At 61.8% G+C, this 21,681-nt stretch carries 21 protein-coding genes; 14 read left to right on the top strand and 7 right to left on the bottom strand.

The window, feature by feature from the left end; all coding sequences use genetic code 11:
- Positions 1-16: 16 nt before the first annotated feature.
- The 3 genes from MKS85_RS27975 to MKS85_RS27965 are packed head-to-tail and all read left to right on the top strand — an operon-like array spanning position 17 to position 3,613.
- Positions 17-1,570, top strand: coding sequence for an ABC transporter ATP-binding protein (locus tag MKS85_RS27975; RefSeq protein WP_188252462.1), 1,554 nt, complete (start codon positions 17-19; stop codon positions 1,568-1,570).
- A 10-nt stretch (positions 1,571-1,580) separates the two neighbouring features.
- On the top strand, positions 1,581-2,687 hold the full coding sequence (locus MKS85_RS27970) for an ABC transporter permease (RefSeq protein WP_047227430.1): 1,107 nt from the start codon (positions 1,581-1,583) through the stop codon (positions 2,685-2,687).
- On the top strand, positions 2,687-3,613 hold the full coding sequence (locus MKS85_RS27965) for an ABC transporter permease (RefSeq protein WP_047227429.1): 927 nt from the start codon (positions 2,687-2,689) through the stop codon (positions 3,611-3,613). The genes MKS85_RS27970 and MKS85_RS27965 overlap by 1 nt, the downstream gene beginning before the upstream one ends.
- A gap of 66 nt (positions 3,614-3,679) precedes the next feature.
- On the opposite strand, the gene MKS85_RS27960 is transcribed toward MKS85_RS27965, so the two are convergent.
- A complete protein-coding gene (locus MKS85_RS27960; protein WP_188252463.1) occupies positions 3,680-4,120 on the bottom strand; it encodes a hypothetical protein in 441 nt (146 codons plus the stop codon).
- Positions 4,121-4,201: 81 nt separating this feature from the next.
- On the opposite strand from MKS85_RS27960, the gene MKS85_RS27955 reads away from it, so the two are divergent.
- The 3 genes from MKS85_RS27955 to MKS85_RS27945 all read left to right on the top strand — a co-directional run bounded on the left by MKS85_RS27955 (position 4,202) and on the right by MKS85_RS27945 (position 6,994).
- A complete protein-coding gene (locus MKS85_RS27955; protein ID WP_047227427.1) occupies positions 4,202-4,552 on the top strand; it encodes a MerR family transcriptional regulator in 351 nt (116 codons plus the stop codon).
- Positions 4,553-4,577: 25 nt separating this feature from the next.
- On the top strand, positions 4,578-5,264 hold the full coding sequence (locus MKS85_RS27950) for an SDR family oxidoreductase (protein WP_047227426.1): 687 nt from the start codon (positions 4,578-4,580) through the stop codon (positions 5,262-5,264).
- A gap of 371 nt (positions 5,265-5,635) precedes the next feature.
- Positions 5,636-6,994, top strand: a complete 1,359-nt coding sequence (locus tag MKS85_RS27945) for an 8-oxoguanine deaminase (RefSeq protein ID WP_188252464.1) — start codon at positions 5,636-5,638, stop codon at positions 6,992-6,994.
- A 104-nt stretch (positions 6,995-7,098) separates the two neighbouring features.
- On the opposite strand, the gene MKS85_RS27940 is transcribed toward MKS85_RS27945, so the two are convergent.
- On the bottom strand, positions 7,099-8,190 hold the full coding sequence (locus MKS85_RS27940) for a calcium:proton antiporter (protein WP_188252465.1): 1,092 nt from the start codon (positions 8,188-8,190) through the stop codon (positions 7,099-7,101).
- 291 nt (positions 8,191-8,481) lie between these two features.
- Here MKS85_RS27940 and MKS85_RS27935 point away from each other — a divergent pair, with 291 nt between their 5' ends.
- From MKS85_RS27935 to MKS85_RS27925, 3 genes are all read left to right on the top strand, one after another.
- Positions 8,482-9,564, top strand: a complete 1,083-nt coding sequence (locus tag MKS85_RS27935) for a BMP family ABC transporter substrate-binding protein (protein WP_188252466.1) — start codon at positions 8,482-8,484, stop codon at positions 9,562-9,564.
- Between the two features lie 142 nt (positions 9,565-9,706).
- On the top strand, positions 9,707-10,672 hold the full coding sequence (locus MKS85_RS27930; protein ID WP_188252467.1) for a 2-oxoglutarate and iron-dependent oxygenase domain-containing protein: 966 nt from the start codon (positions 9,707-9,709) through the stop codon (positions 10,670-10,672).
- 83 nt (positions 10,673-10,755) lie between these two features.
- Positions 10,756-11,709, top strand: a complete 954-nt coding sequence (locus tag MKS85_RS27925; RefSeq protein ID WP_076386484.1) for an adenosine deaminase — start codon at positions 10,756-10,758, stop codon at positions 11,707-11,709.
- Between the two features lie 120 nt (positions 11,710-11,829).
- Here the strand turns inward: MKS85_RS27925 and MKS85_RS27920 are convergent, their stop codons facing one another.
- From MKS85_RS27920 to MKS85_RS27910, 3 genes are all read right to left on the bottom strand, one after another.
- Positions 11,830-13,212, bottom strand: a complete 1,383-nt coding sequence (locus tag MKS85_RS27920; protein ID WP_139051239.1) for an MFS transporter — start codon at positions 13,210-13,212, stop codon at positions 11,830-11,832.
- Positions 13,213-13,300: 88 nt separating this feature from the next.
- Positions 13,301-14,035: a helix-turn-helix transcriptional regulator gene (locus tag MKS85_RS27915; protein WP_047227419.1), complete on the bottom strand. Its 735-nt coding sequence runs from the start codon at positions 14,033-14,035 to the stop codon at positions 13,301-13,303.
- 201 nt (positions 14,036-14,236) lie between these two features.
- Entirely contained in the window at positions 14,237-15,166 is a 930-nt protein-coding gene (locus MKS85_RS27910) for a LysR family transcriptional regulator (protein WP_188252468.1), read from the bottom strand.
- Positions 15,167-15,279: 113 nt separating this feature from the next.
- On the opposite strand from MKS85_RS27910, the gene MKS85_RS27905 reads away from it, so the two are divergent.
- Both MKS85_RS27905 and MKS85_RS27900 read left to right on the top strand, forming a co-directional pair.
- Positions 15,280-16,293 (top strand): zinc-binding alcohol dehydrogenase family protein, encoded by a 1,014-nt coding sequence (locus tag MKS85_RS27905; protein ID WP_047227417.1) that lies wholly within the window; start codon positions 15,280-15,282, stop codon positions 16,291-16,293.
- Between the two features lie 222 nt (positions 16,294-16,515).
- A complete protein-coding gene (locus tag MKS85_RS27900) occupies positions 16,516-16,686 on the top strand; it encodes a hypothetical protein (protein WP_171061426.1) in 171 nt (56 codons plus the stop codon).
- Position 16,687: 1 nt separating this feature from the next.
- On the opposite strand, the gene MKS85_RS27895 is transcribed toward MKS85_RS27900, so the two are convergent.
- Entirely contained in the window at positions 16,688-17,890 is a 1,203-nt protein-coding gene (locus MKS85_RS27895; protein ID WP_076382806.1) for a multidrug effflux MFS transporter, read from the bottom strand.
- 96 nt (positions 17,891-17,986) lie between these two features.
- Positions 17,987-18,184 (bottom strand): heavy-metal-associated domain-containing protein, encoded by a 198-nt coding sequence (locus MKS85_RS27890; RefSeq protein ID WP_047227415.1) that lies wholly within the window; start codon positions 18,182-18,184, stop codon positions 17,987-17,989.
- A 148-nt stretch (positions 18,185-18,332) separates the two neighbouring features.
- Between MKS85_RS27890 and MKS85_RS27885 the strand changes: the two genes are divergently transcribed.
- The 3 genes from MKS85_RS27885 to cueR all read left to right on the top strand — a co-directional run bounded on the left by MKS85_RS27885 (position 18,333) and on the right by cueR (position 21,648).
- Entirely contained in the window at positions 18,333-18,716 is a 384-nt protein-coding gene (locus MKS85_RS27885) for a hypothetical protein (RefSeq protein ID WP_047227414.1), read from the top strand.
- Positions 18,717-18,844: 128 nt separating this feature from the next.
- Positions 18,845-21,238, top strand: a complete 2,394-nt coding sequence (locus MKS85_RS27880; protein ID WP_188252469.1) for a heavy metal translocating P-type ATPase — start codon at positions 18,845-18,847, stop codon at positions 21,236-21,238.
- Positions 21,235-21,648: a Cu(I)-responsive transcriptional regulator gene (cueR, locus tag MKS85_RS27875; protein ID WP_047227412.1), complete on the top strand. Its 414-nt coding sequence runs from the start codon at positions 21,235-21,237 to the stop codon at positions 21,646-21,648. The genes MKS85_RS27880 and cueR overlap by 4 nt, the downstream gene beginning before the upstream one ends.
- The last annotated feature ends 33 nt before the right edge of the window (positions 21,649-21,681 follow it).

The raw sequence follows: 21,681 nt of genomic DNA, 5'->3' as shown, positions 1-21,681 counted from the left end.
CTGACCCGAGCCTGTCATGTCCGACCTCGATTCCATCCCGCGCCTGCAATTGCGCAAGATCAGCAAACGCTACCCAGGTTGCCTGGCCAATGACGCCATCGACCTGAGTATCCAGCCCGGCGAGATCCACGCGCTGCTCGGCGAAAACGGTGCTGGCAAAAGCACCCTGATGAAGATTATCTACGGCGTTACCCACGCCGATTCGGGCGAGGTGATCTGGCAAGGCCAACGGGTCGACCTGCGCAACCCGGCCCAGGCCCGCAGCCTGGGCATCGGTATGGTGTTCCAGCATTTCTCGCTGTTTGAAACCCTTACCGTGGCGCAGAACATCGCCCTGGCCATGGGCGCGGCAGCCGGCACACCGGCGCAACTGGAGCCGCGAATCCGCGAAGTTTCCCAACGCTACGGCATGGCCCTGGAGCCGCAGCGGTTGGTCCACAGCCTGTCGATTGGCGAACGTCAACGGGTGGAGATCATTCGTTGCTTGATGCAGGACATCCGTCTGCTGATTCTCGATGAACCCACCTCGGTGCTGACGCCCCAGGAAGCCGAAGAACTGTTCGTGACCCTGCGGCGTCTGGCGAGCGAAGGCTGCAGCATTTTGTTCATCAGCCACAAGTTGGGCGAGGTCCGCGCGTTGTGCCACAGCGCGACGGTGCTGCGCGGCGGACGGGTGTCAGGGCATTGCACACCAGCGCAGTGCTCGGACCGGGAACTGGCGCAGTTGATGGTCGGCGAAGCGGCCGGGCTGATCGCGGACTATCCCAAGGTCAGCGCAGACAAAGCGTTCCTTGAGATCCACAAACTGTCATGGCCAAACCCAGACCCGTTCGGTTGCTCGTTACGGGATATAGACCTTGAGGTACGCAGCGGCGAAATCGTCGGTATCGCCGGAGTGGCGGGGAATGGGCAGGACGAGTGGCTGGCATTACTCAGCGGTGAAACGCAACTGCCCCGCCACAAAGGCGAGACGATCAGGTTCGATGGGCAACCGGTGGCGCATCTGCGCCCCAATGCCCGGCGCCGCCTCGGGCTGGCATTTGTTCCAGCCGAACGCCTGGGCCACGGCGCCGTGCCGCAATTGAGCCTGGCGGATAACGCCCTGCTCAGCGCCTTCCAACAAGGACTGATCCGTTGCGGCCTGATTCAACGGCGCAAGGTCGAGCACCTGGCCGAGGAGATTATCCGTCGTTTTGGGGTGAAGACGCCCGACACCAGAACCCCGGCGCGCAGCCTCTCGGGGGGCAACCTGCAAAAATTCATCCTCGGTCGGGAAATCCTTCAACAGCCCAGGCTGCTGGTGGCGGCGCATCCGACCTGGGGCGTAGACGTCGGCGCAGCGGCGACCATCCACAGGGCCCTGATTGCCTTGCGCGATGCGGGTGCCGCCATCCTGGTGATCTCCGAAGACCTCGACGAACTGTTCCAGATCAGCGACCGCCTCGGCGCTTTGTGTGGCGGGCGTTTGTCCGCCTTGAGGCCCACTGTCCAAACCCGGCTTAGCGACGTCGGCGGCTGGATGGCCGGCCAGTTCGACGCCCCTCAATCCCCTGATCCCGCGACGGTCTAACGGAGTTTTTATGCTGCTGTCTCTTGAACCCCGCGGCCAACAATCGCGCCTGATGCTCTGGTGCTCGCCGCTGCTGGCCGCCGTATTGACCCTGGGCTGTGGCTCGCTGCTGTTCGCCGTCCTGGGGCATGATCCGTTGCAAACCTTGTACACCTTGTTGATAGCCCCGATCAGTGATCTATACGGTGTGTCCGAATGGCTGGTCAAAGCCTTGCCGATCCTGCTCTGCGCCCTCGGCCTGGCGGTGGCCTACCAGGCACGAATCTGGAACATTGGCGCCGAGGGACAATTGCTATTGGGCGCCCTGGCCGGCAGCGCCGTCGCGGTGAACATCATCGGCATGCAAAGCCGCTGGGCACTGGTGCTGATTCTGCTGACCGGCACCCTCGCCGGTGCCGCCTGGGCCGGGCTCACGGCGTGGCTACGCACGCGCTTCAATGCCAATGAAATCCTGACCAGCATCATGCTCAATTACATCGCACTTAACCTGCTGCTGTTCTGCGTTCACGGACCGCTGAAAGACCCGGCCGGGTTCAACTTTCCGGAGTCGGCGATGTTCGGCGATGCCAGTCGCCTGCCATTGCTGGTGGAAGACGGGCGGCTTCATGCCGGGTTGTATTTCGCCCTACTGGCACTGGTGGCGGTCTGGGTGTTGCTGCAGAAAAGTTTTGTCGGGTTTCAGATCAAAGTGCTGGGCCTGGACGCTCGGGCCGCCGGCTTCGCCGGCTTTCGCCAGAAGCCGTTGGTGTGGTTGGCGCTGTTGATCAGCGGTGCACTGGCCGGGCTCGCCGGTGTCTGCGAAGTGACCGGGCCAATCGGCCAACTGGTGCCGCAAGTGTCACCGGGCTACGGCTATGCGGCGATTACCGTGGCGTTCCTGGGACGTCTGAATCCCATCGGCATTCTGTTCGCCAGCCTGTTGATGGCCTTGTTGTACATCGGCGGCGAAAGCGCGCAGATGTCGCTGAACCTTCCCCAGGCAATCACCCAGCTGTTCCAGGGCATGATGCTGTTTTTCCTGTTGGCCTGCGACGTACTGATCCTGTATCGGCCGCGCCTGAACCTGCGCTGGGCCCGGCGCACCCGGACCACCGCCGTACAGGCAGGAGCGCTGTGATGGATATCGACCTGTTGAGCAATATTTTCTACGCCATGATCCGTTGCGGCACACCGTTGCTGCTGGTGGCTCTGGGTGAGCTGATCTGCGAGAAAAGTGGTGTTTTGAACCTGGGCCAGGAAGGCATGATGCTGTTCGGCGCGGTGATCGGTTTTATCGTCGCGTTCAACAGCGGCAACCTGTGGCTTGGCGTGCTGCTGGCGATGGCCGCCGGGATGCTGTTGTCGGCGCTGTTCGCGTTGGTAGCGCTGGTGTTCAATGCCAATCAAGTGGCCACCGGGTTGGCGCTGACGATTTTCGGCGTGGGGCTATCGAGTTTTGTCGGCGCGGCCTGGGTCGGCAAGCCGCTGGCGGGGTTCGAGCCGCTGGCGATTCCCTACTTGAGCGACATCCCGTTGATCGGGCGGATGCTGTTTGCCCAGGATCTGCTGGTGTACCTGTCTTTTGCACTGTTCGCCCTGGTGGCCTGGGTGATTGTGAAAAGTCGCGTTGGGCTGATTATCCAGGCGGTGGGGGAAAATCCCGATGCCGCCAGTGCCATGGGCCTGCCGGTGTTGCGGGTGCGGACCCTGGCGGTGCTGTTCGGCGGTGCCATGGCCGGGCTGGCGGGTGCCTATCTGTCGCTGGCTTACACGCCGATGTGGGCCGAAAACATGAGCGCCGGGCGCGGCTGGATCGCCCTGGCGCTGGTAGTGTTCGCCAGTTGGCGAGTCTGGCGCCTGCTGCTGGGCGCCTACCTGTTCGGCCTCGCCAGCATCCTGCACCTGGTGGCCCAGGGCTTGGGGCTGGCGATTCCATCGAGCTTGCTGGCGATGCTGCCGTACGTCGCGACCATTGTGGTGTTGGTGTTGCTGTCCCGGGACGCGGTGCGCACGCGGCTGTACGCGCCGGTGTCGCTGGGACAGCCTTGGCAGGCAGGGCATTGAGGTAGACGGCGGCGCGCCTATCGCGAGCAGGCTCGCTCCCACATTTGATCGGGGTGACCGTCAGTTTCAGGCTCGCCCCATCTCTCCCTGTGGGAGCGAGCCTGCTCGCGATGAGGCCCGAACAGGCAATACCTGAACCAAGCCCCACACCAACTCGAAAAACAGGAAAACCCACAACACCGCACTGGCCCCATGAAGCAGTGCATACAGGATCCAGGCCGAAAACAAAAACCGCCCCGCCGCGTCATAACGCCCGTACAGCGGCTGCGGATCACGAATCCGCAGCACCGCCCACACGCAGACAATCGAGCCCAGCAGATTCACCATCAGCACATGCGCCGGCGCGAACGGCGGCAGTTCTCCAGGCAGGTCAAATAGCTGAGTCATACTCATCAACACACCATGCAACGCCGCAAAGCTCCACGGCGTGGCCAGCACGGCCGACACGATGAGGTCATACCAGGCACTGCCGCGCACCACCCGGCGATATTGCATCAAAGTCCACATACACCTTGCTCCAGATAATTGGGAAGCAAAGAGCCTAAAGCCTGGGGTATGCTCCAAGGTCAAGCCCTTCGGAGACCCACCATGCGCATCGGTGAACTCGCCCAAGCCTGTGCCGTCAGCCGTGACACCCTGCGCTTCTACGAGCAGCGCGGCCTGATCGCGGCGCAGCGCAGCGCCAATGGCTATCGCCACTACCCCGCCGACATGGTGCAACTGGTGCTCTACATCAAGACCGCCCAGCGCCTGGGTTTTACCCTGGGCGAGATCGGCGCCAGCGTCGCCGCCCTGTGGCAGGCGCAGGACCCTGACTGCGCCGTGACGCAATTGCTGCAAGACAAACTGAACCTGATCGAAACCCGTATGACCGAACTCGACGCGTTGCGCCATGAGCTGAAACAACGGCTCGGGCAACGCTGTCCATTAAATCCGTGACCTTTTTTCATCAAGGATGCTCCTCATGAATTCGGCAAAAAACGCATTGATCATTGGCGCCTCCCGGGGCCTGGGCCTCGGCCTGGTGAAGACGCTGCTCAGCGATGGCTGGAGCGTGACCGCCACCGTGCGCAACCCGCAGAACGCCGAGGCGTTGAAGGCACTGGGCCCAGTGCGGATCGAAAAGCTCGACATGGACGACCAGCAAGCCGTCATCACCCTGAGCCAGCAACTCAAGGACGAAACCTTCGACCTGTTGTTCGTCAATGCCGGCGTCAAAGGCCCTGACAACCAGAGCCCCGGCGGTGCGACGCTGGCCGAAGTCGGCCAGTTGTTCTTCACCAACGCCGTGGCACCGATCAATCTGGCCCAGCGTTTCGTCGGTCAGATCCGCGACGGCAGTGGCGTGCTGGCATTCATGAGCTCCGTGCTGGGCAGCGTGACCATGCCTGACGCCCCGGAACTGGCGCTGTACAAGGCCAGCAAGGCGGCGCTCAATTCGATGACCAATAGTTTTGTCACTCAATTGGGCGAGCAGACATTGACGGTTCTGTCGCTGCACCCGGGCTGGGTGAAGACCGACATGGGTGGCGAAGGGGCGGACATTGATGTCGAGACCAGCACCCGCGGCCTGATTGATCAGGTCAATGCCTTTGCCGGCAAGGGTGGGCATCATTTCGTCAACTACAAGGGCGAGACGATTCCCTGGTAACCCAAGCCTTCCCCCTGTGGGAGCGAGCCTGCTCGCGATTGCGGCCTGACATTCACCANATGCCTTTGCCGGCAAGGGTGGGCATCATTTCGTCAACTACAAGGGCGAGACGATTCCCTGGTAACCCAAGCCTTCCCCCTGTGGGAGCGAGCCTGCTCGCGATTGCGGCCTGACATTCACCATGATGTCGACTGACACACCGCTATCGCGAGCAGGCTCGCTCCCACATGGCTCCCGTTCAACTCTGGAAATGTGCCCCGCAACCTGAGTAAACTCAGCACCTCGCCCTACCCAACGGGCGACCCTGGATCAGCAGACAGGGCATCACTGAGCTGGCTAACCTGAACCCACTTTCAGAGGAGCCGGCCACCATGCCTGCGACCCGTACCTGGTTAAAAAATCCCCTCGCCATCTTCACGGCCAACGACCTCGATGCCCGTGGCGGTCTTGTCCTGCAAAACGGCGTGATCGTCGAATTGCTGAGGGCCGGCCAGCAACCCGCCCAGCCCTGCGACACAGTCTTCGACGCCGGCGAACATGTGATCCTGCCGGGGCTGATCAACACCCATCATCATTTCTACCAGACCCTGACTCGCGCCTGGGCACCGGTGGTGAACCAGCCCCTGTTCCCGTGGCTGAAAACCCTCTACCCGGTATGGGCGCGGTTGACACCGGAAAAGCTCGCTCTGGCGAGCAAAGTGGCGCTGGCCGAACTGTTGCTTTCAGGCTGCACCACAGCGGCCGATCACCATTACCTGTTCCCCGACGGCTTGGAAAATGCCATCGATGTGCAGGTGCAAAGTGTCCGTGAACTGGGCATGCGCGCGATGCTGACCCGCGGTTCCATGAGCCTGGGCGAAGCCGATGGTGGCTTGCCGCCACAACAGACCGTGCAGCAGGGCCACGTGATTCTCGAGGACAGCCTGCGGTTGATCAGCCAATACCATGAGCGCGGCGACGGTGCGCAAATCCAGATTGCCCTGGCGCCTTGTTCACCGTTTTCGGTCACGCCTGAAATCATGCGCGCCAGCGCCGAGCTGGCGGAGAAACTCGAGGTACGCCTGCACACTCACCTGGCCGAAACCCTCGACGAAGAGGACTTCTGCCTGCAACGCTTCGGCCTGCGCACCGTGGACTACCTGGACAGCGTCGGCTGGCTCGGCCCGCGCACCTGGCTGGCCCACGGCATTCATTTCAATCCTGAGGAAATCACCCGTCTCGGCGCCGCCGGCACCGGCATCTGCCATTGCCCAAGCTCCAACATGCGCCTGGCCTCGGGCATCTGCCCTACCCTGGAACTCACCGCCGCCGGCGCACCGCTGGGCCTGGGTGTGGACGGCTCGGCCTCCAACGATGCCTCGAACATGATCCTGGAAACCCGCCAGGCGTTGTACATTCAGCGCCTGCGCTATGGCGCGCAGGCGATCACCCCGCAGCGAGTGCTGGGCTGGGCGACCCGCGGTTCGGCACAACTGCTGGGGCGCAGCGATATCGGTGAGCTGGCGGTGGGCAAACAGGCTGACTTGGCGCTGTTCAAACTCGACGAACTGCGCTTCTCCGGCAGTCACGATCCAGTTTCGGCCCTGCTACTGTGCGGCGCGGACCGGGCGGACCGGGTGATGGTCGGTGGGCAATGGCGGGTCATCGACGGACAGGTCGAAGGGTTGGACCTGAAGGGGTTGATTGCTGATCACAGCCAGGCGGCACGGGAGTTGATCGCCGGCGCCTGACCGGACGCTATCGCGGGCAAGCCTTGCTCCCACATCAAGGGTGGATGTTTATGAAGCAGCCTTGCCGTGAGACCAGTGGGAGCAGGCTTGCCCGCGATGCTCTTCTAGAGTCCCAGCAACGACAACATGATAAACGTCGCGAACAACACAAAATGGGTCATGCCTTCAATGGCATTGGTTTCCCCATCGTTGAGGTTGATGGCGCAGACGATCAAGGTGATGAAGATCATCACCGTCTGCACCGGGGTCATTGCCATCTGGAACGGCTGGCCGGTGTAGAGCGCCATCGCTTCCATCACCGGCACCGTGAGGATCACGGTGGACAGCGAAGCCCCCAAGGCGATATTCACCACCGACTGCATACGGTTGGCCAACGCCGCGCGCAAGGCGGTGAGGATTTCCGGTGCCGCGGAAATGGCAGCCACCAGAATCGCCGTAACCACCGGCGGCGCCCCTGAACCTTCCAGCCCTAGGTCGATGGCTTTGGACATGACCTCGGCCAACGCTCCGATCACTACGACGCCAAACACCAGCGCCGCGATGGAGAACGTCAGGCTGATGGGTTTCGGCTGGTTTTCCACCGGCTCTTTCCGACGGCGTTTTTCCGGGTAGCTGTAGCTGAAAAAGTAACTGTGAGGCCCCACCTGCATGCGCAGGAACAGGGTGTACAGCACGATCATCGCGCCGATGGTGAATGCCGAATAGAGCTTCCAGCTCTCTTGGGGAATGAACTCCGGCACCACCATCGACACGCCCATGGCGGTGAGGATCATCACGCTGTAGGTGCGCGCCGAATCATCGTTGTAAGCCTGCTCGCCATGCTTGATTCCGCCCATCAGCGCCGCAAGGCCAAGAATGCCGTTGATATCGAGCATCACCGCAGAATAGATGGTGTCGCGCACCAGCGTTGGCGAGGCTTCGTTGCTCATCATGATCGCCAGGATCACCACTTCTACCAGCACCGCCGACAGGGTCAGGATCATCGTGCCGTAGGGATCGCCGACCTTCTCTGCCAGCAGCTCGGCGTGATGGGCCACACGCATGGAAGCCGCGACGATAAAGCCGATCAGGACCAAACCGCCGAGCAACGCCACGATCTGTCCGCTGCCCAACAGCCTGTGTTCCAGCGGATAGGCGAGCACCGCAGCGATCAGCGCCAGCAACAGCAGTTTTTCTTGCTTGATCAAAGTCAGCATCGCGGGCCTATCACCGTGGGCGGGGTCATGAGCTACTGACTGTAGGGGGCGGCGAACGTTCGGGCGAAGTGACGCACCAGGGAGTGGCGAGTGGGTGGCAGGTGCACCTTTATCGATCTCAAGGACCTCATCGCGAGCAAGCTCGCTCCCACAGGTATTGCGTTGTCCTTGTGGGAGCGAGCTTGCTCGCGATGGCTGCCTCGAAAAGATCACAGATTTTGTTGTCCTATTGGTCAGCATTTTGCATTAGCGCTGTTCAGCCAACCTCACAACAAAATGGAGTTCGAGTTCATGCACAAGCGTCCCTTGAAGATGTTGCTTTGCGCCGTCGCTGCGACTGTCGGTCTGAGCGCCGGCCTGAATGCCAGCGCTGCCGACCCGCTGAAGGTCGGTTTCGTCTATATCGGCCCCATCGGTGACCACGGCTGGACCTACCAGCATGAACAGGGACGCAAGGAACTGGTGGCGAAACTCGGCGACCGAATCACCACCAACTACGTGGAAAACGTGCCCGAAGGCGCCGACGCCGAGCGGGTGATCCGCAACATGGCCAAGGACAAGTACGACCTGATCTTCACCACGTCCTTCGGCTACATGAACCCGACACTGAAGGTCGCCAAGCAATTCCCCAAAGTGACCTTCGAACACGCCACCGGCTACAAGCAGGACAAGAACCTGGGCACGTACCTGGCTCGCACCTACGAAGGCCGCTACGTCGGCGGTTTCCTCGCGGCCAAGATGACCAAGACCAAAAAGATCGGCTACGTCGCCTCCTTCCCGATCCCGGAAGTGATCCGCGACATCAACGCCATCCAACTGGCCCTCAACAAATACAACCCCGGCACCGAAATCAAAGTGGTGTGGGTCAACTCCTGGTTCGATCCGGGCAAGGAAGCCGATGCCGCCAACGCACTGATCGACCAGGGCGTGGATGTGGTGTTCCAGCACACCGACAGCCCGGCGCCGATCCAGGCCGCCGAGCGGCGCGGCGTATACGCCGTCGGCTACGCTTCGGACATGGCCCACTTCGGTCCCAAGGCGGTGCTGACCTCGATTGTCAACGACTGGGGCCCGCACTATATCCAGGCCACCCAAAGCGTGCTCGACCATAGCTGGAAATCCCAGGACTACTGGGGCGGCCTGAAGGAAGGCACGGTGAAACTGCCGATCAGCGACCTGGTGCCAGCGGCGGTCAAAGGCGAAGCCGAGCAGATCATCGCCGACATCCAGAGCGGTGCTTTCCATCCGTTCACCGGGCCGATCAAGGACCAGGCCGGCGTCGAGAAAATCCCGGCGGGCATGAGCGCTACCAATGCGCAACTGGCGTCGATGAATTACTACGTCGAAGGTATGAAGGCTGAAATTCCCAAATAACTGACGAGTCAACACAAAACCCTGTGGGAGCGAGCCTGCTCGCGATAGCGGACTGACATTCAACGTTGATGTCGACAGACAAATCGCTATCGCGAGCAGGCTCGCTCCCACATCGGCCCCCACACACAATCAGGAAAGCCGCATGAACAGCCTTCCCATCATCGACATCAGCCCGCTCTACGGCGATAGCCCCAGCGCCTGGCAATCGGTCGCCAACCAGATCGACCAGGCCTGCCGCCAGTGGGGCTTTTTCTACATCAAGGGTCACCCCATCAGCCCGGCTCGCATCACCGAAGTCCTGGACCATGCCCAACGCTTCTTCAGGCTGCCGGTAGAAGAAAAACTCAGGATCGACATCACCCAGACCCGCCATCATCGCGGCTACGGCGCCGTCGCCACCGAACAACTGGACCCGACCAAACCCAGCGACCTGAAAGAAACCTTCGACATGGGCCTGCACTTGCCGGCCGATCATCCCGACGTGCTGGCGCACAAGCCTCTGCGCGGTCCTAACCAACACCCGGACCTGGCGGGCTGGGAACCCCTGATGGAGCAGCATTACCGCGACATGCAGGCCCTTGCCCAAACCCTGCTGCGCGCCATGACCCTGGCGCTCGGCATCGAGCGGGACTTCTTCGACACGCGCTTCACCGAGCCTGTGAGCGTGCTGCGCCTGATTCACTATCCGCCGCGTCACACCGCCAGCTCTGCCGAACAGGAAGGTGCCGGCGCCCATACCGATTACGGCTGCATCACCCTGCTCTACCAGGACGCCGCTGGTGGCCTGCAAGTGCGCAACGTCAACGGCCAATGGATCGACGCGCCGCCCATCGACGGCACGTTCGTGGTCAACCTCGGCGACATGATGGCGCGCTGGAGCAACGACCGTTACCTGTCCACCCCCCACCGGGTGATCAGCCCGCTGGGGGTAGACCGCTACTCGATGCCGTTCTTTGCCGAGCCGCACCCCGACACGCAGATCCAATGCCTGCCCGGTTGTCAGGATGAGGGCCACCCACCGAAGTACCCGACCACCACCTGCGCCGAATTCCTGCTGTCACGCTTCGCTGACACCTATGCTTATCGGCGGGAGCAACAGGCGGTGTAGTGGATCAGCCGGTCAGGTTTTACCAGACATTGCGGCCAGCCCCTGTAGAATGCCTGCCATCGATTCGCTGATGAGAAAAGAACATGTACGACTGGCTGAACGCCTTGCCCAAGGCTGAACTGCATTTGCATCTGGAAGGCTCGCTGGAGCCCGAGCTGCTGTTCGCCCTGGCCGAACGCAACAAGATCGCCCTGCCGTGGAGCGACGTGGACACCCTGCGCAAGGCCTATGCCTTCAACAATCTGCAGGAATTCCTCGACCTGTATTACCAGGGCGCCGACGTGTTGCGCACCTCCCAGGATTTCTACGACCTGACCTGGGCCTACCTGTTGCGCTGCAAGGCGCAGAACGTGATTCACACCGAACCGTTCTTCGACCCGCAGACTCACACCGACCGTGGTGTCCCGTTCGAAGTGGTGCTCAACGGCATCGCCGCGGCCCTCAAGGACGGTGAACAGCAACTGGGCATCACCAGCGGCCTGATCCTGAGTTTCCTGCGCCACCTGAGCGAAGAACAGGCCGAGAAAACCCTCGACCAAGCGCTGCCGTTCCGCGATGCGTTCGTGGCCGTGGGTCTGGACAGTTCGGAAATGGGTCACCCGCCGAGCAAGTTCCAGCGGGTATTCGACCGTGCACGCAACGAGGGCTTCCTGACCGTTGCCCACGCCGGTGAAGAAGGCCCGCCCGAGTACATCTGGCAAGCCCTGGACCTGTTGAAGATCCAGCGCATCGACCACGGCGTGCGGGCCATTGAAGATGAACGACTGATGCAGCGGATCATCGACGAACAGATCCCGCTGACGGTCTGCCCGTTGTCCAACACCAAGTTGTGTGTGTTCGACGACATGTCGCAACACAACATCCTCGACATGCTCGAACGCGGTGTGAAGGTGACGGTCAACTCCGATGACCCGGCGTACTTCGGCGGCTACGTCACCGAAAACTTCCACGCGCTGCACACCCACCTGGGCATGACCCAGGACCAGGCCACACGCCTGGCGCAGAACAGCCTGGATGCACGGCTGGTAAAACCCTAAGACGGGTGATGCCCCCTTGTGGGAGCGAGCCTGCTCGCGATAGCAGCATGACATTCGACATCGATGTCGCCTGACTTACCGCCATCGCGAGCAGGCTCGCTCCCACAAGAGTGAAGTGGTTTAACCGGCCACCGTACCCTCGCTCAACTCCTCCAATGTCTTGCCCCGCGTCTCCACGCCAAACAACCAGACCACCCCCGCCGCCACGGCGAAGCACAGCGCGCCCAGGGCGAACACACCGCCCTGTCCGGTAATGGGAAACACCAATCCGGTGACCAGGGGCCCGAGCAGCGAACCAATGCGACCGACAGCCGAGGCAAAACCCGAGCCCGTGGCCCGTGCCGAGGTGGGGTACAGCTCTGGCGTGTAGGTGTAGAGCACCGCCCACATGCCGAACAGGAAGAACTGCATCAAAAGCCCGGTGCCGATGAGCAGGCCCACGTTGCCGCCAAACACCGCGCTCTGACCATAAAGAAACGCCATCACCCCGCCACCCAGCAACGTGACCACGCACACCGGTTTACGTCCCCAGCGCTCCACCAGCCACGCCGCCATGAGGAAGCCGGGAATCCCGCCCAAGGAAATCAGCACGGTGTAATACACCGACTGGGTCACGGCGAATCCGGACTGCTGCAACAAGGCACTGAGCCAGGACGTCAGGCCATAAAAACCGAGCAAGGCGAAGAACCAGACGCTCCAGATCATCATCGTGCGCTGGCGATACAGCGGTGACCAGATCTGCGCCAGGGCCGAAAAGAAATTGCCCGGCGTGCTCTCGCCCCTCGGCAGACGAATCGGTTCAGGCAATTCTCCACGTCCCAACGAGGCTCGGACCTTGTCTTCGATTCGCTTGAGCACGGCGTCCGCCTCGTCCCCCCGGCCGGCCTGTTCCAGCCAGCGCGGCGACTCGGGAATGAAGAAGCGAATGACCAGGACGAACACCGCCGGCACCGCCAACACCAGGAAGATGTCGCGCCAGCCGATCACCGGCAACAGGAAATACGACAGCACGCCCGCGGCCACGAAACCCAACGGCCAGAAGCCATCCATCAACGCGATATAACGGCCTCGACGTGTGGCCGGGATCAGTTCCGAGAGCATCGACTGAGCGATCGGAAACTCCATGCCCATGCCGATACCCAGCAGGATGCGGAACAGCATCAGTGAATCGACGCTCTGGGCGGTCGAGCACAAATAACTGGCGACGCCCCACAACACGATGCTCCACTGGAACACCGGCTTGCGCCCGAACCGATCAGCCAGCATGCCCGACAGCGATGCTCCCAGTACCATGCCAAAGAAACTGGAGCTGGCGAGCAAACCTGCCTGGGCGGTGCTTAAGCCAAACTCGGCTTTGATCGAGCCCAGCAGGAACGTCATCATGGCCAGGTCCATGGAGTCGAAGAAAAACGCCAAGGCAATAATGATGAAAATAATCCGGTGGTAGCCGCTGATGGGCAGTCGCTCCAGACGTTCCGCCGCGCTGTAGCCGTGAGTATCCATGCTGTTTCCCCCAATCCAAAAAAATCCCAGGTTCGAGTGTGCGCGAACCTTGCTGGAGGCTATTGCTGAATACGACCTGTCGGCAGCCCTAGAACGCCATTTCCACGGTGTCCTGCGTGGCGAACCGATGGATTTCCTGCTGGCCAAGCACCGTTACCTGCAAGGCCCTGGAGTCGTTGGGCAAGCTCAGCCAACCGGACTGCATGAACAGTTGCAGCAACGCAGCACCCAAGGCGCCCCCCAGGTGCGGACGTCGCTCGCTCCAGTCCGGGCAGGCACAAGCGGTGCGGGCGTTGCGGTGGGCCAGCGCCTGGATGAACAGGCCGTGCCCGGCCAGCTCATTGGCACCTTTGTGAGTCACGATCACCCGCTGGTCGCCCTGCTCGATCCATCCGGCATCCAGCAGGCGCTGATACAGGTCGGCCGCCAGGGTGCCACCCAGATGGTCTTCGCAAAGCCTGGCCCGCATCAACGAAGCGGGAGCCGACGGGGCCTTGCCCGGCATGACTCCGCGCTTGAAGACTTCCGGAAGCTGGCGCGGCGTACTGGCCAGGGTCGCGCTGGCCAGCGCTTCGACGGCAGCGCCGATCTCGGGTGCCGCCAGGCGGAAAAACCGTTTGCGGCCACGGGCTTCGACTTTCAACAGGCCACCGGCGGACAGACGGCCCAGATGAGCGCTGGCCGAAGACGGCGACAGCCCGGCCAGCAACGCCAGCTCTTCAGCCTGCCGCGCAGTGCCGTCCATCAAGGCCCACATCATTGCGCTGCGTTTTGGGTCGGCCAGCAGCGTGGCGATCTGGCTGATGCAAGGTGCATGTTCCATGTATTCACTCCCTGTTGAATCATTCGTCTACTGCTCTGGCGCTAGTGACCAGCAATGGGGCCGCCCAAAGCGGCTCGACCGCCGCAAATCGCGCGCCGCTTCAGGCGGCCGCTAGTATAAGCGTGCGGATCGAGGTTTCCTGTCCTCCGGAAACCTTTGGAGGCGATTGTTCGTGAGGGAAAAGTCTCTATTTACGCGCGACTAATGGTCGTCCCCCGTCGAGAGGGCAAATTGTGCCGTCAACCGGCCACAACGCAGCTTGAGCATTTCCCGCAGCAGATTGATGGGTTTGCTCAGTTGCGCTCGGTTAGCACACAGCAGATTGAGCGGCGCGCGTTCGCATTGCAGATGCGGCAGAAGGATTTTCAAACGTCCGGCCAACACATCGGTTGAAACGTCCAGCCAGGACTTGTAAGCGATCCCCGCGCCTGCCACCGCCCAGCGACGCACCACATCGGCATCGTCGCTGAAGCGGTCGCCGCTGACGGTCAGGCTCATTTCCCGTTTGCCGTCATGAAAACGCCAACGGTCATGAACCCGCGTGCCGAGCATGTACAACAGGCAATTGTGCTGGGCCAGTTGCTCCAACTGAACAGGTTCGCCATGCCGAGCCAGGTAACTGGGCGATGCACACAGCACCCGGCGGTTATCCGGCGCGACCGGCAGGGCCACCAGGCTCGAATCTTCCGGCTCGCCATAACGCAACGCGACGTCCACCGGCTGCTTGAACAGATCAGCGATGCGATCACCCAGCAGCAGTCGCACGGTCAGCCCCGGATGCTCCTCCTGGAACGCGTCCAGCCAGGGCAGCAGCAGGTTGCGTCCCAAGTCCGAGGGGGCGGACAACTGCAACACCCCGCTGACCTGGTCCTGGCCGCTGGTCAATAACCTGCGTCCTTCGTCGAGGCTGCTCAGCGCCGCGCGGGCATACTCAAGGAAGCCTTCGCCCTCGGCCGTCAGGCGCAAACTGCGGGTAGAGCGCGCCAACAGCCGGGCGCCCAAGTGTTGTTCTATCCGCTTCAATGCGGCGCTGGCCACCGCCGCCGACAGGTCCATGACCCTGGCCGCGGCAGACAGGCTGCCCAGGTCTGCGGCCCGGACGAACAACTGCAAGTCGTCGAATCGAAGCATGATGGCCTCATTATCAAAAAAACATTGAAAGAGCCTGTTCTTTTAGCCGGTTTTATCTCGGCGATAAATAGCTAACCATTGGCTTCATCGAACTCACTTCAAGGAGCCGCCCTATGAAAGCCATCGCCTACTACCATTCGTTACCGATCACCGACCCGCAATCGCTGCAGGACATTGAACTGCCGGAACCCACCGCCGGCCCTCGGGACCTGCTGGTGGAAGTCAAAGCCATTTCGGTCAACCCGGTCGACACGAAAATTCGCCAGAACGTCCAGCCTGAAGACGGCGCAGCCAAAGTGCTCGGTTGGGACGTGGCCGGCGTGGTCAAGGCGGTGGGCAATGAGGTCACGCTGTTCAAGGCGGGCGACAAAGTGTTCTACGCCGGCTCCATTGCCCGCGCCGGCGGCAACAGTCAATTGCATGTGGTGGATGAACGTATCGTCGGCCAGATGCCCAAGACGCTCGGTTTCGCCGAAGCCGCTGCCCTGCCGCTGACGGCCATTACCGCGTGGGAATTGCTGTTCGAGCGCCTGCAAATCCAGGAAGGCCAGGAGGATCAGGGGCAAAGCCTGTTGATCGTCGGCGCTGCGGGAGGTGTCGGCTCGATACTGACGCAACTGGCCAGCCAGCTCACCGCACTGAAAGTGATTGGCAGCGCTTCCCGGCCGCAGACACAGGACTGGGTAAGAGGCCTGGGTGCCGATCTGGTCGTGGACCATAGCCATCCGCTGAGCGATGTATTAAAGCAGGCAGGCCAGGCTCAGGTGACCCATGTCGCCAGCCTGACCCACACCGATCTGCATCTGGATCAATTGGTGGAAGCCCTGGCGCCCCAAGGCAAACTGGCGCTGATCGATGATCCCAAGGCGCTGGATGTGACCAAGCTCAAGCGCAAGAGCCTGTCGTTGCATTGGGAGTTCATGTACACCCGCTCACTGTTCGAAACGGCGGACATGATTGAGCAACATAACCTGCTCAACCGCGTCGCCGCGCTAATCGATGCCGGCACATTGCAAACCACCGTGGGCGAGCACTTTGGCACCATCAACGCCGAGAACCTGCGCCGGGCCCATGCCTTGCTGGAAAGCGGAAAAGCCAAAGGCAAGATTGTGCTTGAAGGTTTCTAACCACCGATAAGGGGGCGTTTTTCGTAGAGGCAAAGCTTGCTCGCGATGAAGGTCGCGCGGTTCCCCGTCAGGCCAAGTCGTCGCGTATCGCGAGCAAGCTTTGCTCCCACAAAAAAAACCTGCACCGTCAGTCTGAGAATTGACCCTTGTCACAATTGCGATCGTATTCAGGTCTACACTCGAGGCCTTTGCAGCACAATCTTTTACGTGAGGAGGTCAGCAATGAAGATCCTGATAAAAGAAGTGGCAAAATCCCAGTGGCAAGTGCGTCTTGACCAACACGTCGTGACCTTCCGCACCGAGGCCGAGGCCCAGGCTTTCGCCACCACCCTGCAAGCGCGTATTCACGCACCTCACCGCTACCCTGAACAGCAGCAGCGAGCGGCCGGCTGAATCAGTCCTGGCCACTGGCTTGTGCCAGTGTCCGGGCCTGTTGCAGGCGGCGGGTCAGCATCGCTGCACCCACCACCAATAACCCGCAAAGGCTGATGACCATCGCCATCGGCACGGCACTGCCATCGTGCAGCGCCGCCACCAATGCGGCGGCACCGGCGGCCACCGAAAACTGCAGGCATCCCAGCATCGCCGAGGCGCTACCGGCACGAGCACCCTGTCCACTCATGGCGCAAGCCGAGGCATTGGGCAGGATGCAACCCAGGCTGGCGATGCAAATGAACAGCGGAATCAATAACGGCCACAACCGCTCAGGGTGCAAGGAACTGACCGCCAACAAACACAGCCCGGCGGCGAGATAGACCCACACCGCGCGCGACAGCAGGAATGCCGGCCCACGTTTGGACAACAACCGGGCGTTGACCTGTGCCACCAGGATAAAACCCGCCGCGTTGGTTCCGAACAGCCAGCCGAAGTGTTCGGCCGGCACACCGTAGAGCTTGATGAAGACGAAAGGCGAACCGGCAATGTAGGCAAACATCCCGGCGATAGCGATGCCTCCCGTCAAGGCATGCCCGAGGTAGACCGTGTCGGTCAACAGTCGACCATATTGGCGCAACGCCCCGGACAATGGTTGACGCGGCACATGGGCCGGCAGACTTTCCGGCAGCCACAATGCCACGGCCGTCGCCGCCAGTGCGCTGAACAGCGTCAGGGCAATGAAGATCGATTGCCAGCCATGCAGGTTCACCAACAGCCCGCCAAGCATTGGCGCGAGGATCGGCGCCAGCCCCATCACCAGCATCAGTTGCGAGAACACCTTGGCCGAGCCCACCGCGTCGCATTTGTCGCTGACCACCGCCCGGGAAATCACCATGCCGGCGCATCCGCCCAGGGCCTGGACGAAACGGGCACCGATCAGCCATTCCAGACTCGGCGCATAGGCACAGGCCAGAGAAGCCAGGGTAAACAGACCGACCCCCGTCAGCAATGGAATGCGCCGGCCGAAGCGATCCGCCACCGGCCCATAAGCCAGTTGCCCGATGGACAATCCGAGGAAATAAGCCGCCAGGGTCAGTTGGATGTGATTTTCGTCGGTGCCGAAGGCGGTCGCCATGGCCGGGAAAGCCGGCAGATAGAAATCGATCGCCAAGGGACCGAATGCGCTCAAGGCGCCAAGAATCAGAATGGTACGGAAGTTCATCGGGCGTCCAGGTTCAGGCGTCAGTCAGCAGCCCGACAGTCTAGCCCTGCCGGGCGCTCTTGAACATTCCGATAGGTCGCTAACTATTAAAAAATCTCAGGCGGGACTGGCCTCGTACCCCTCCTCTTTAATGGCTTGGAGCACGGCATCGACCGACAACGAACTCTGGACCTGAACGGTCCTGGCGCCCAGATCGATCTGCACCTGCGCCGCCGGATCCTTGGCCTGCACAGCCTGGGTGATGGCCTTGACGCAGTGACCGCAGGACATTCCCTGAACATTGAATGTTTGCATGAGATGACTCCTTGGGATTGAGGTTGCCAGCAGTTTCAAGCTTGCCATCATGGAAAGGTCAAGTTCTGACGAAAACTGCCGGGCTGGCAATCGCTGCCAAGCTCGGCCAAGCTGCACACATCAAGGATTTCACACCGGAGGTTCAGCCATGCGCTGGTCAGCGTTCAGCCTGTTTTGCATGCTCGGTTTGTCAGCGGTGAGCCCTCAGGCGTTGGCCGTCGGCGAAGACTACGGCGTGCTGATCATTTCCCGCGAGCGCCTGGAAGTGCCGACTTCCTGCGAAATCGGCATCTATATCGGCGATCAGCTCTCGGGGCGTTTGTTCCAGGAACAGAGCACCTCCTTCAACCTGCCACCCGGAAAATTCTCCTTGCGCTTGAAGCTGCTGCCAGGCCAGGCGCCGGGCTGCAGCCCGGGCATGCTTGCGCCGGGGTCGCAGGATGTGACGCTCAAGGCTGGCGACATACTGAAGTTCCGCATTGCCATGACCCAGGAAGGGATGTATCTCAAGCCGGCTGAGCTGGGTTATTGACCCCTTAGATAAAAAGTGGGAGCAAGCCCGCTCCCACAAGGTGTGTGTGCAAGCGTTTGGATTAGCGCTTGACCTTCCCGGCGTGGCAAGGTTGATCCTGTAGTCATTCACTACAGGGAGCCTGTCCGATGTCTGAATCCACCCTTTTCGATCTGCCGATTGCCGGGATGACCTGTGCCAGCTGCGCCGGGCGGGTCGAGCGCGCCTTGAGCAACGTCACAGGGGCCAGCGCCGTCAGCGTGAACCTGGCGACCGAACAGGCGCGGATCCAGGCGCCCGAGGGCAGCCTGCCAGCCTTGATGCAGGCCGTCGAACAGGCCGGCTACAGTGTCCCCGTCCAGACGCTGGAACTGTCCATCGAGGGAATGACCTGTGCCTCATGCGTCGGCCGGGTCGAGCGCGCCCTGAGCAAAGTCGCCGGGGTGAACCGTGTCAGCGTCAACCTCGCCAACGAACGGGCCCACCTGGACTTGCTCGGCCGGGTCGACCCGCAAACCCTGATCAATGCGGTCAAGGGCGCCGGTTATGACGCCAGTGTCTGGCAGGCCGAGCAACCCCATGACGCACAAAGCAATCGCCTGAATCGCGAGCGCCTGGCCTTGGTGCTGGCGATTTTGCTGTCCGTACCGTTAGTGCTGCCCATGCTTTTGCAACCGTTTGGCGTGCATTGGATGCTGCCGGCCTGGGTTCAATTCGCTTTGGCGACGCCGGTGCAGTTCATTTTCGGTGCGCGTTTCTATATCGCGGCTTACAAGGCCGTGCGTGCTGGGGCCGGGAACATGGATCTGCTGGTGGCCCTGGGCACCAGCGCGGGTTATGGCTTGAGCATTTATGAATGGGCCATTGCCCGCCCTGGCAGCATGCCGCACCTGTATTTCGAGGCCTCGGCCGTGGTGATTGCCCTGGTATTGCTCGGCAAATACCTGGAAAGCCGCGCCAAGCGCCAAACCGCCAGTGCTATCCGTGCCCTCGAAGCTTTGCGACCGGAGCGGGCGATTCAGGTCATTGACGGGCAGGAGCGGGACGTCGCCATCAGCGCCCTGCGCTTGAATGATCGGGTGCTGGTCAAACCCGGCGAACGCTTCCCGGTGGATGGCGAAGTGCTGGAAGGCCAGAGTCACGCTGACGAAGCCTTGATCAGTGGCGAAAGCCTGCCGGTGCCCAAACAGCCCGGCGACAAGGTGACGGGCGGTGCCATCAACGGCGAAGGCCGCCTGCTGGTGCGCACCCTGGCCCTGGGCACGGAAACCGTCCTGGCGCGCATCATCCGCCTGGTGGAAGACGCCCAGGCGGCCAAGGCCCCCATTCAAAAGCTGGTGGATAAAGTCAGCCAGGTCTTCGTGCCGGTCGTGCTGGTGCTGGCATTGGCGACGTTGATCGGCTGGTGGTTGTATGGCGCCCCCCTGGAGACGGCACTGATCAACGCTGTCGCCGTGCTGGTGATCGCCTGCCCGTGCGCCCTCGGTCTGGCGACACCCACGGCAATCATGGCCGGCACCGGGGTGGCTGCCCGCCATGGAATCCTGATCAAGGATGCCGAGGCCTTGGAGCGCGCCCATGAAGTCGACACCGTGGTGTTCGACAAGACCGGAACCCTGACTTCCGGCACACCACGCATCGCCCACTTGAGCGCTCTGGACGGTGACGAAGACAAGCTGCTGCAAATGGCCGGCGCCCTGCAACGCGGCAGCGAACATCCCCTGGCCAAGGCGGTGCTGGATGCGTGTGCGGAGCGCGGCCTGGTTGTCCCGGACATCAACGACAGCCAGTCGCTGACCGGACGCGGTATTGCCGGCAGCCTGGACGGACAGCGTCTGGCCCTCGGTAACCGACGTTTGCTGGACGAACTGGGCCTGGCCCCCGGTTCGCTGAGCGAGTCGGCCCAGGCCTGGGAGACCGAGGGCCGAACCCTGTCCTGGCTGATTGAGCAAAACGCAACGCCACGGGTGCTGGGCCTGTTCGCTTTCGGCGACACACTCAAGCCCGGCGCCCTGGCGGCCGTACACGCCCTGAATGAACGCCATATCAGCAGCCACCTGCTGACTGGCGACAACCGCGGCAGTGCCCGGGTGGTGGCCGAGGCATTGGGCATCGCCAACGTTCATGCCGAAGTACTGCCGGCCGACAAGTCCGCCATCGTCCAACAGTTGAAGACCCATGCGGTGGTGGCCATGGTAGGCGACGGTATCAACGACGCCCCGGCCCTCGCCGCCGCGGACATTGGCATTGCCATGGGCGGCGGCACCGACGTGGCAATGCACGCCGCCGGTATTACCCTCATGCGCGGCGATCCACGGCTGGTGCCCGCGGCGCTGGAGATCAGCCGCAAGACCTACGCCAAGATCCGTCAGAACCTGTTCTGGGCATTCGTCTACAACTTGATCGGTATTCCCCTGGCGGCATTCGGCTTCCTCAACCCGGTGTTGGCCGGCGCGGCCATGGCCTTGTCGAGCGTCAGCGTGGTGAGCAATGCGTTACTGTTGAAACTCTGGACACCCAAACACCTGGAGGACAAGCGATGAACATCGGCCAAGCGGCCCGCCAGAGCGGCCTGAGTGCGAAGATGATCCGGTACTACGAATCCATTGGCCTGCTCAAGGCGGCTCATCGCACCGACAGCGGCTACCGGATCTACGGTGCCGATGACCTGCACACCCTGGCCTTTATCAAGCGCTCCCGGGACCTTGGGTTTTCATTGGAAGAGGTCGGCAAATTGCTGACCCTCTGGCAGGACCGCCAACGCGCCAGCGCCGACGTCAAGGCCTTGGCCCGGCAACACATCGACGAACTGAACCAGAAAATCCGCGAACTGGCCGAACTGCGCGACACCCTCCAGGACCTGGTGGAACACTGCCACGGCGACCACCGCCCGGACTGCCCGATTCTCAAGGAACTGGCGTCGGGGTGTTGCGAGAAGACAGTGCATGCTTGAGCGAAGGTGAGAGTGAGCCTGCTCGCGATGACG

The organism is Pseudomonas sp. JL2 (assembly GCF_031570495.1).
GTDB lineage: Bacteria > Pseudomonadota > Gammaproteobacteria > Pseudomonadales > Pseudomonadaceae > Aquipseudomonas > Aquipseudomonas rhizophila.
This window is presented reverse-complemented; position numbering and strand designations above follow the sequence as displayed.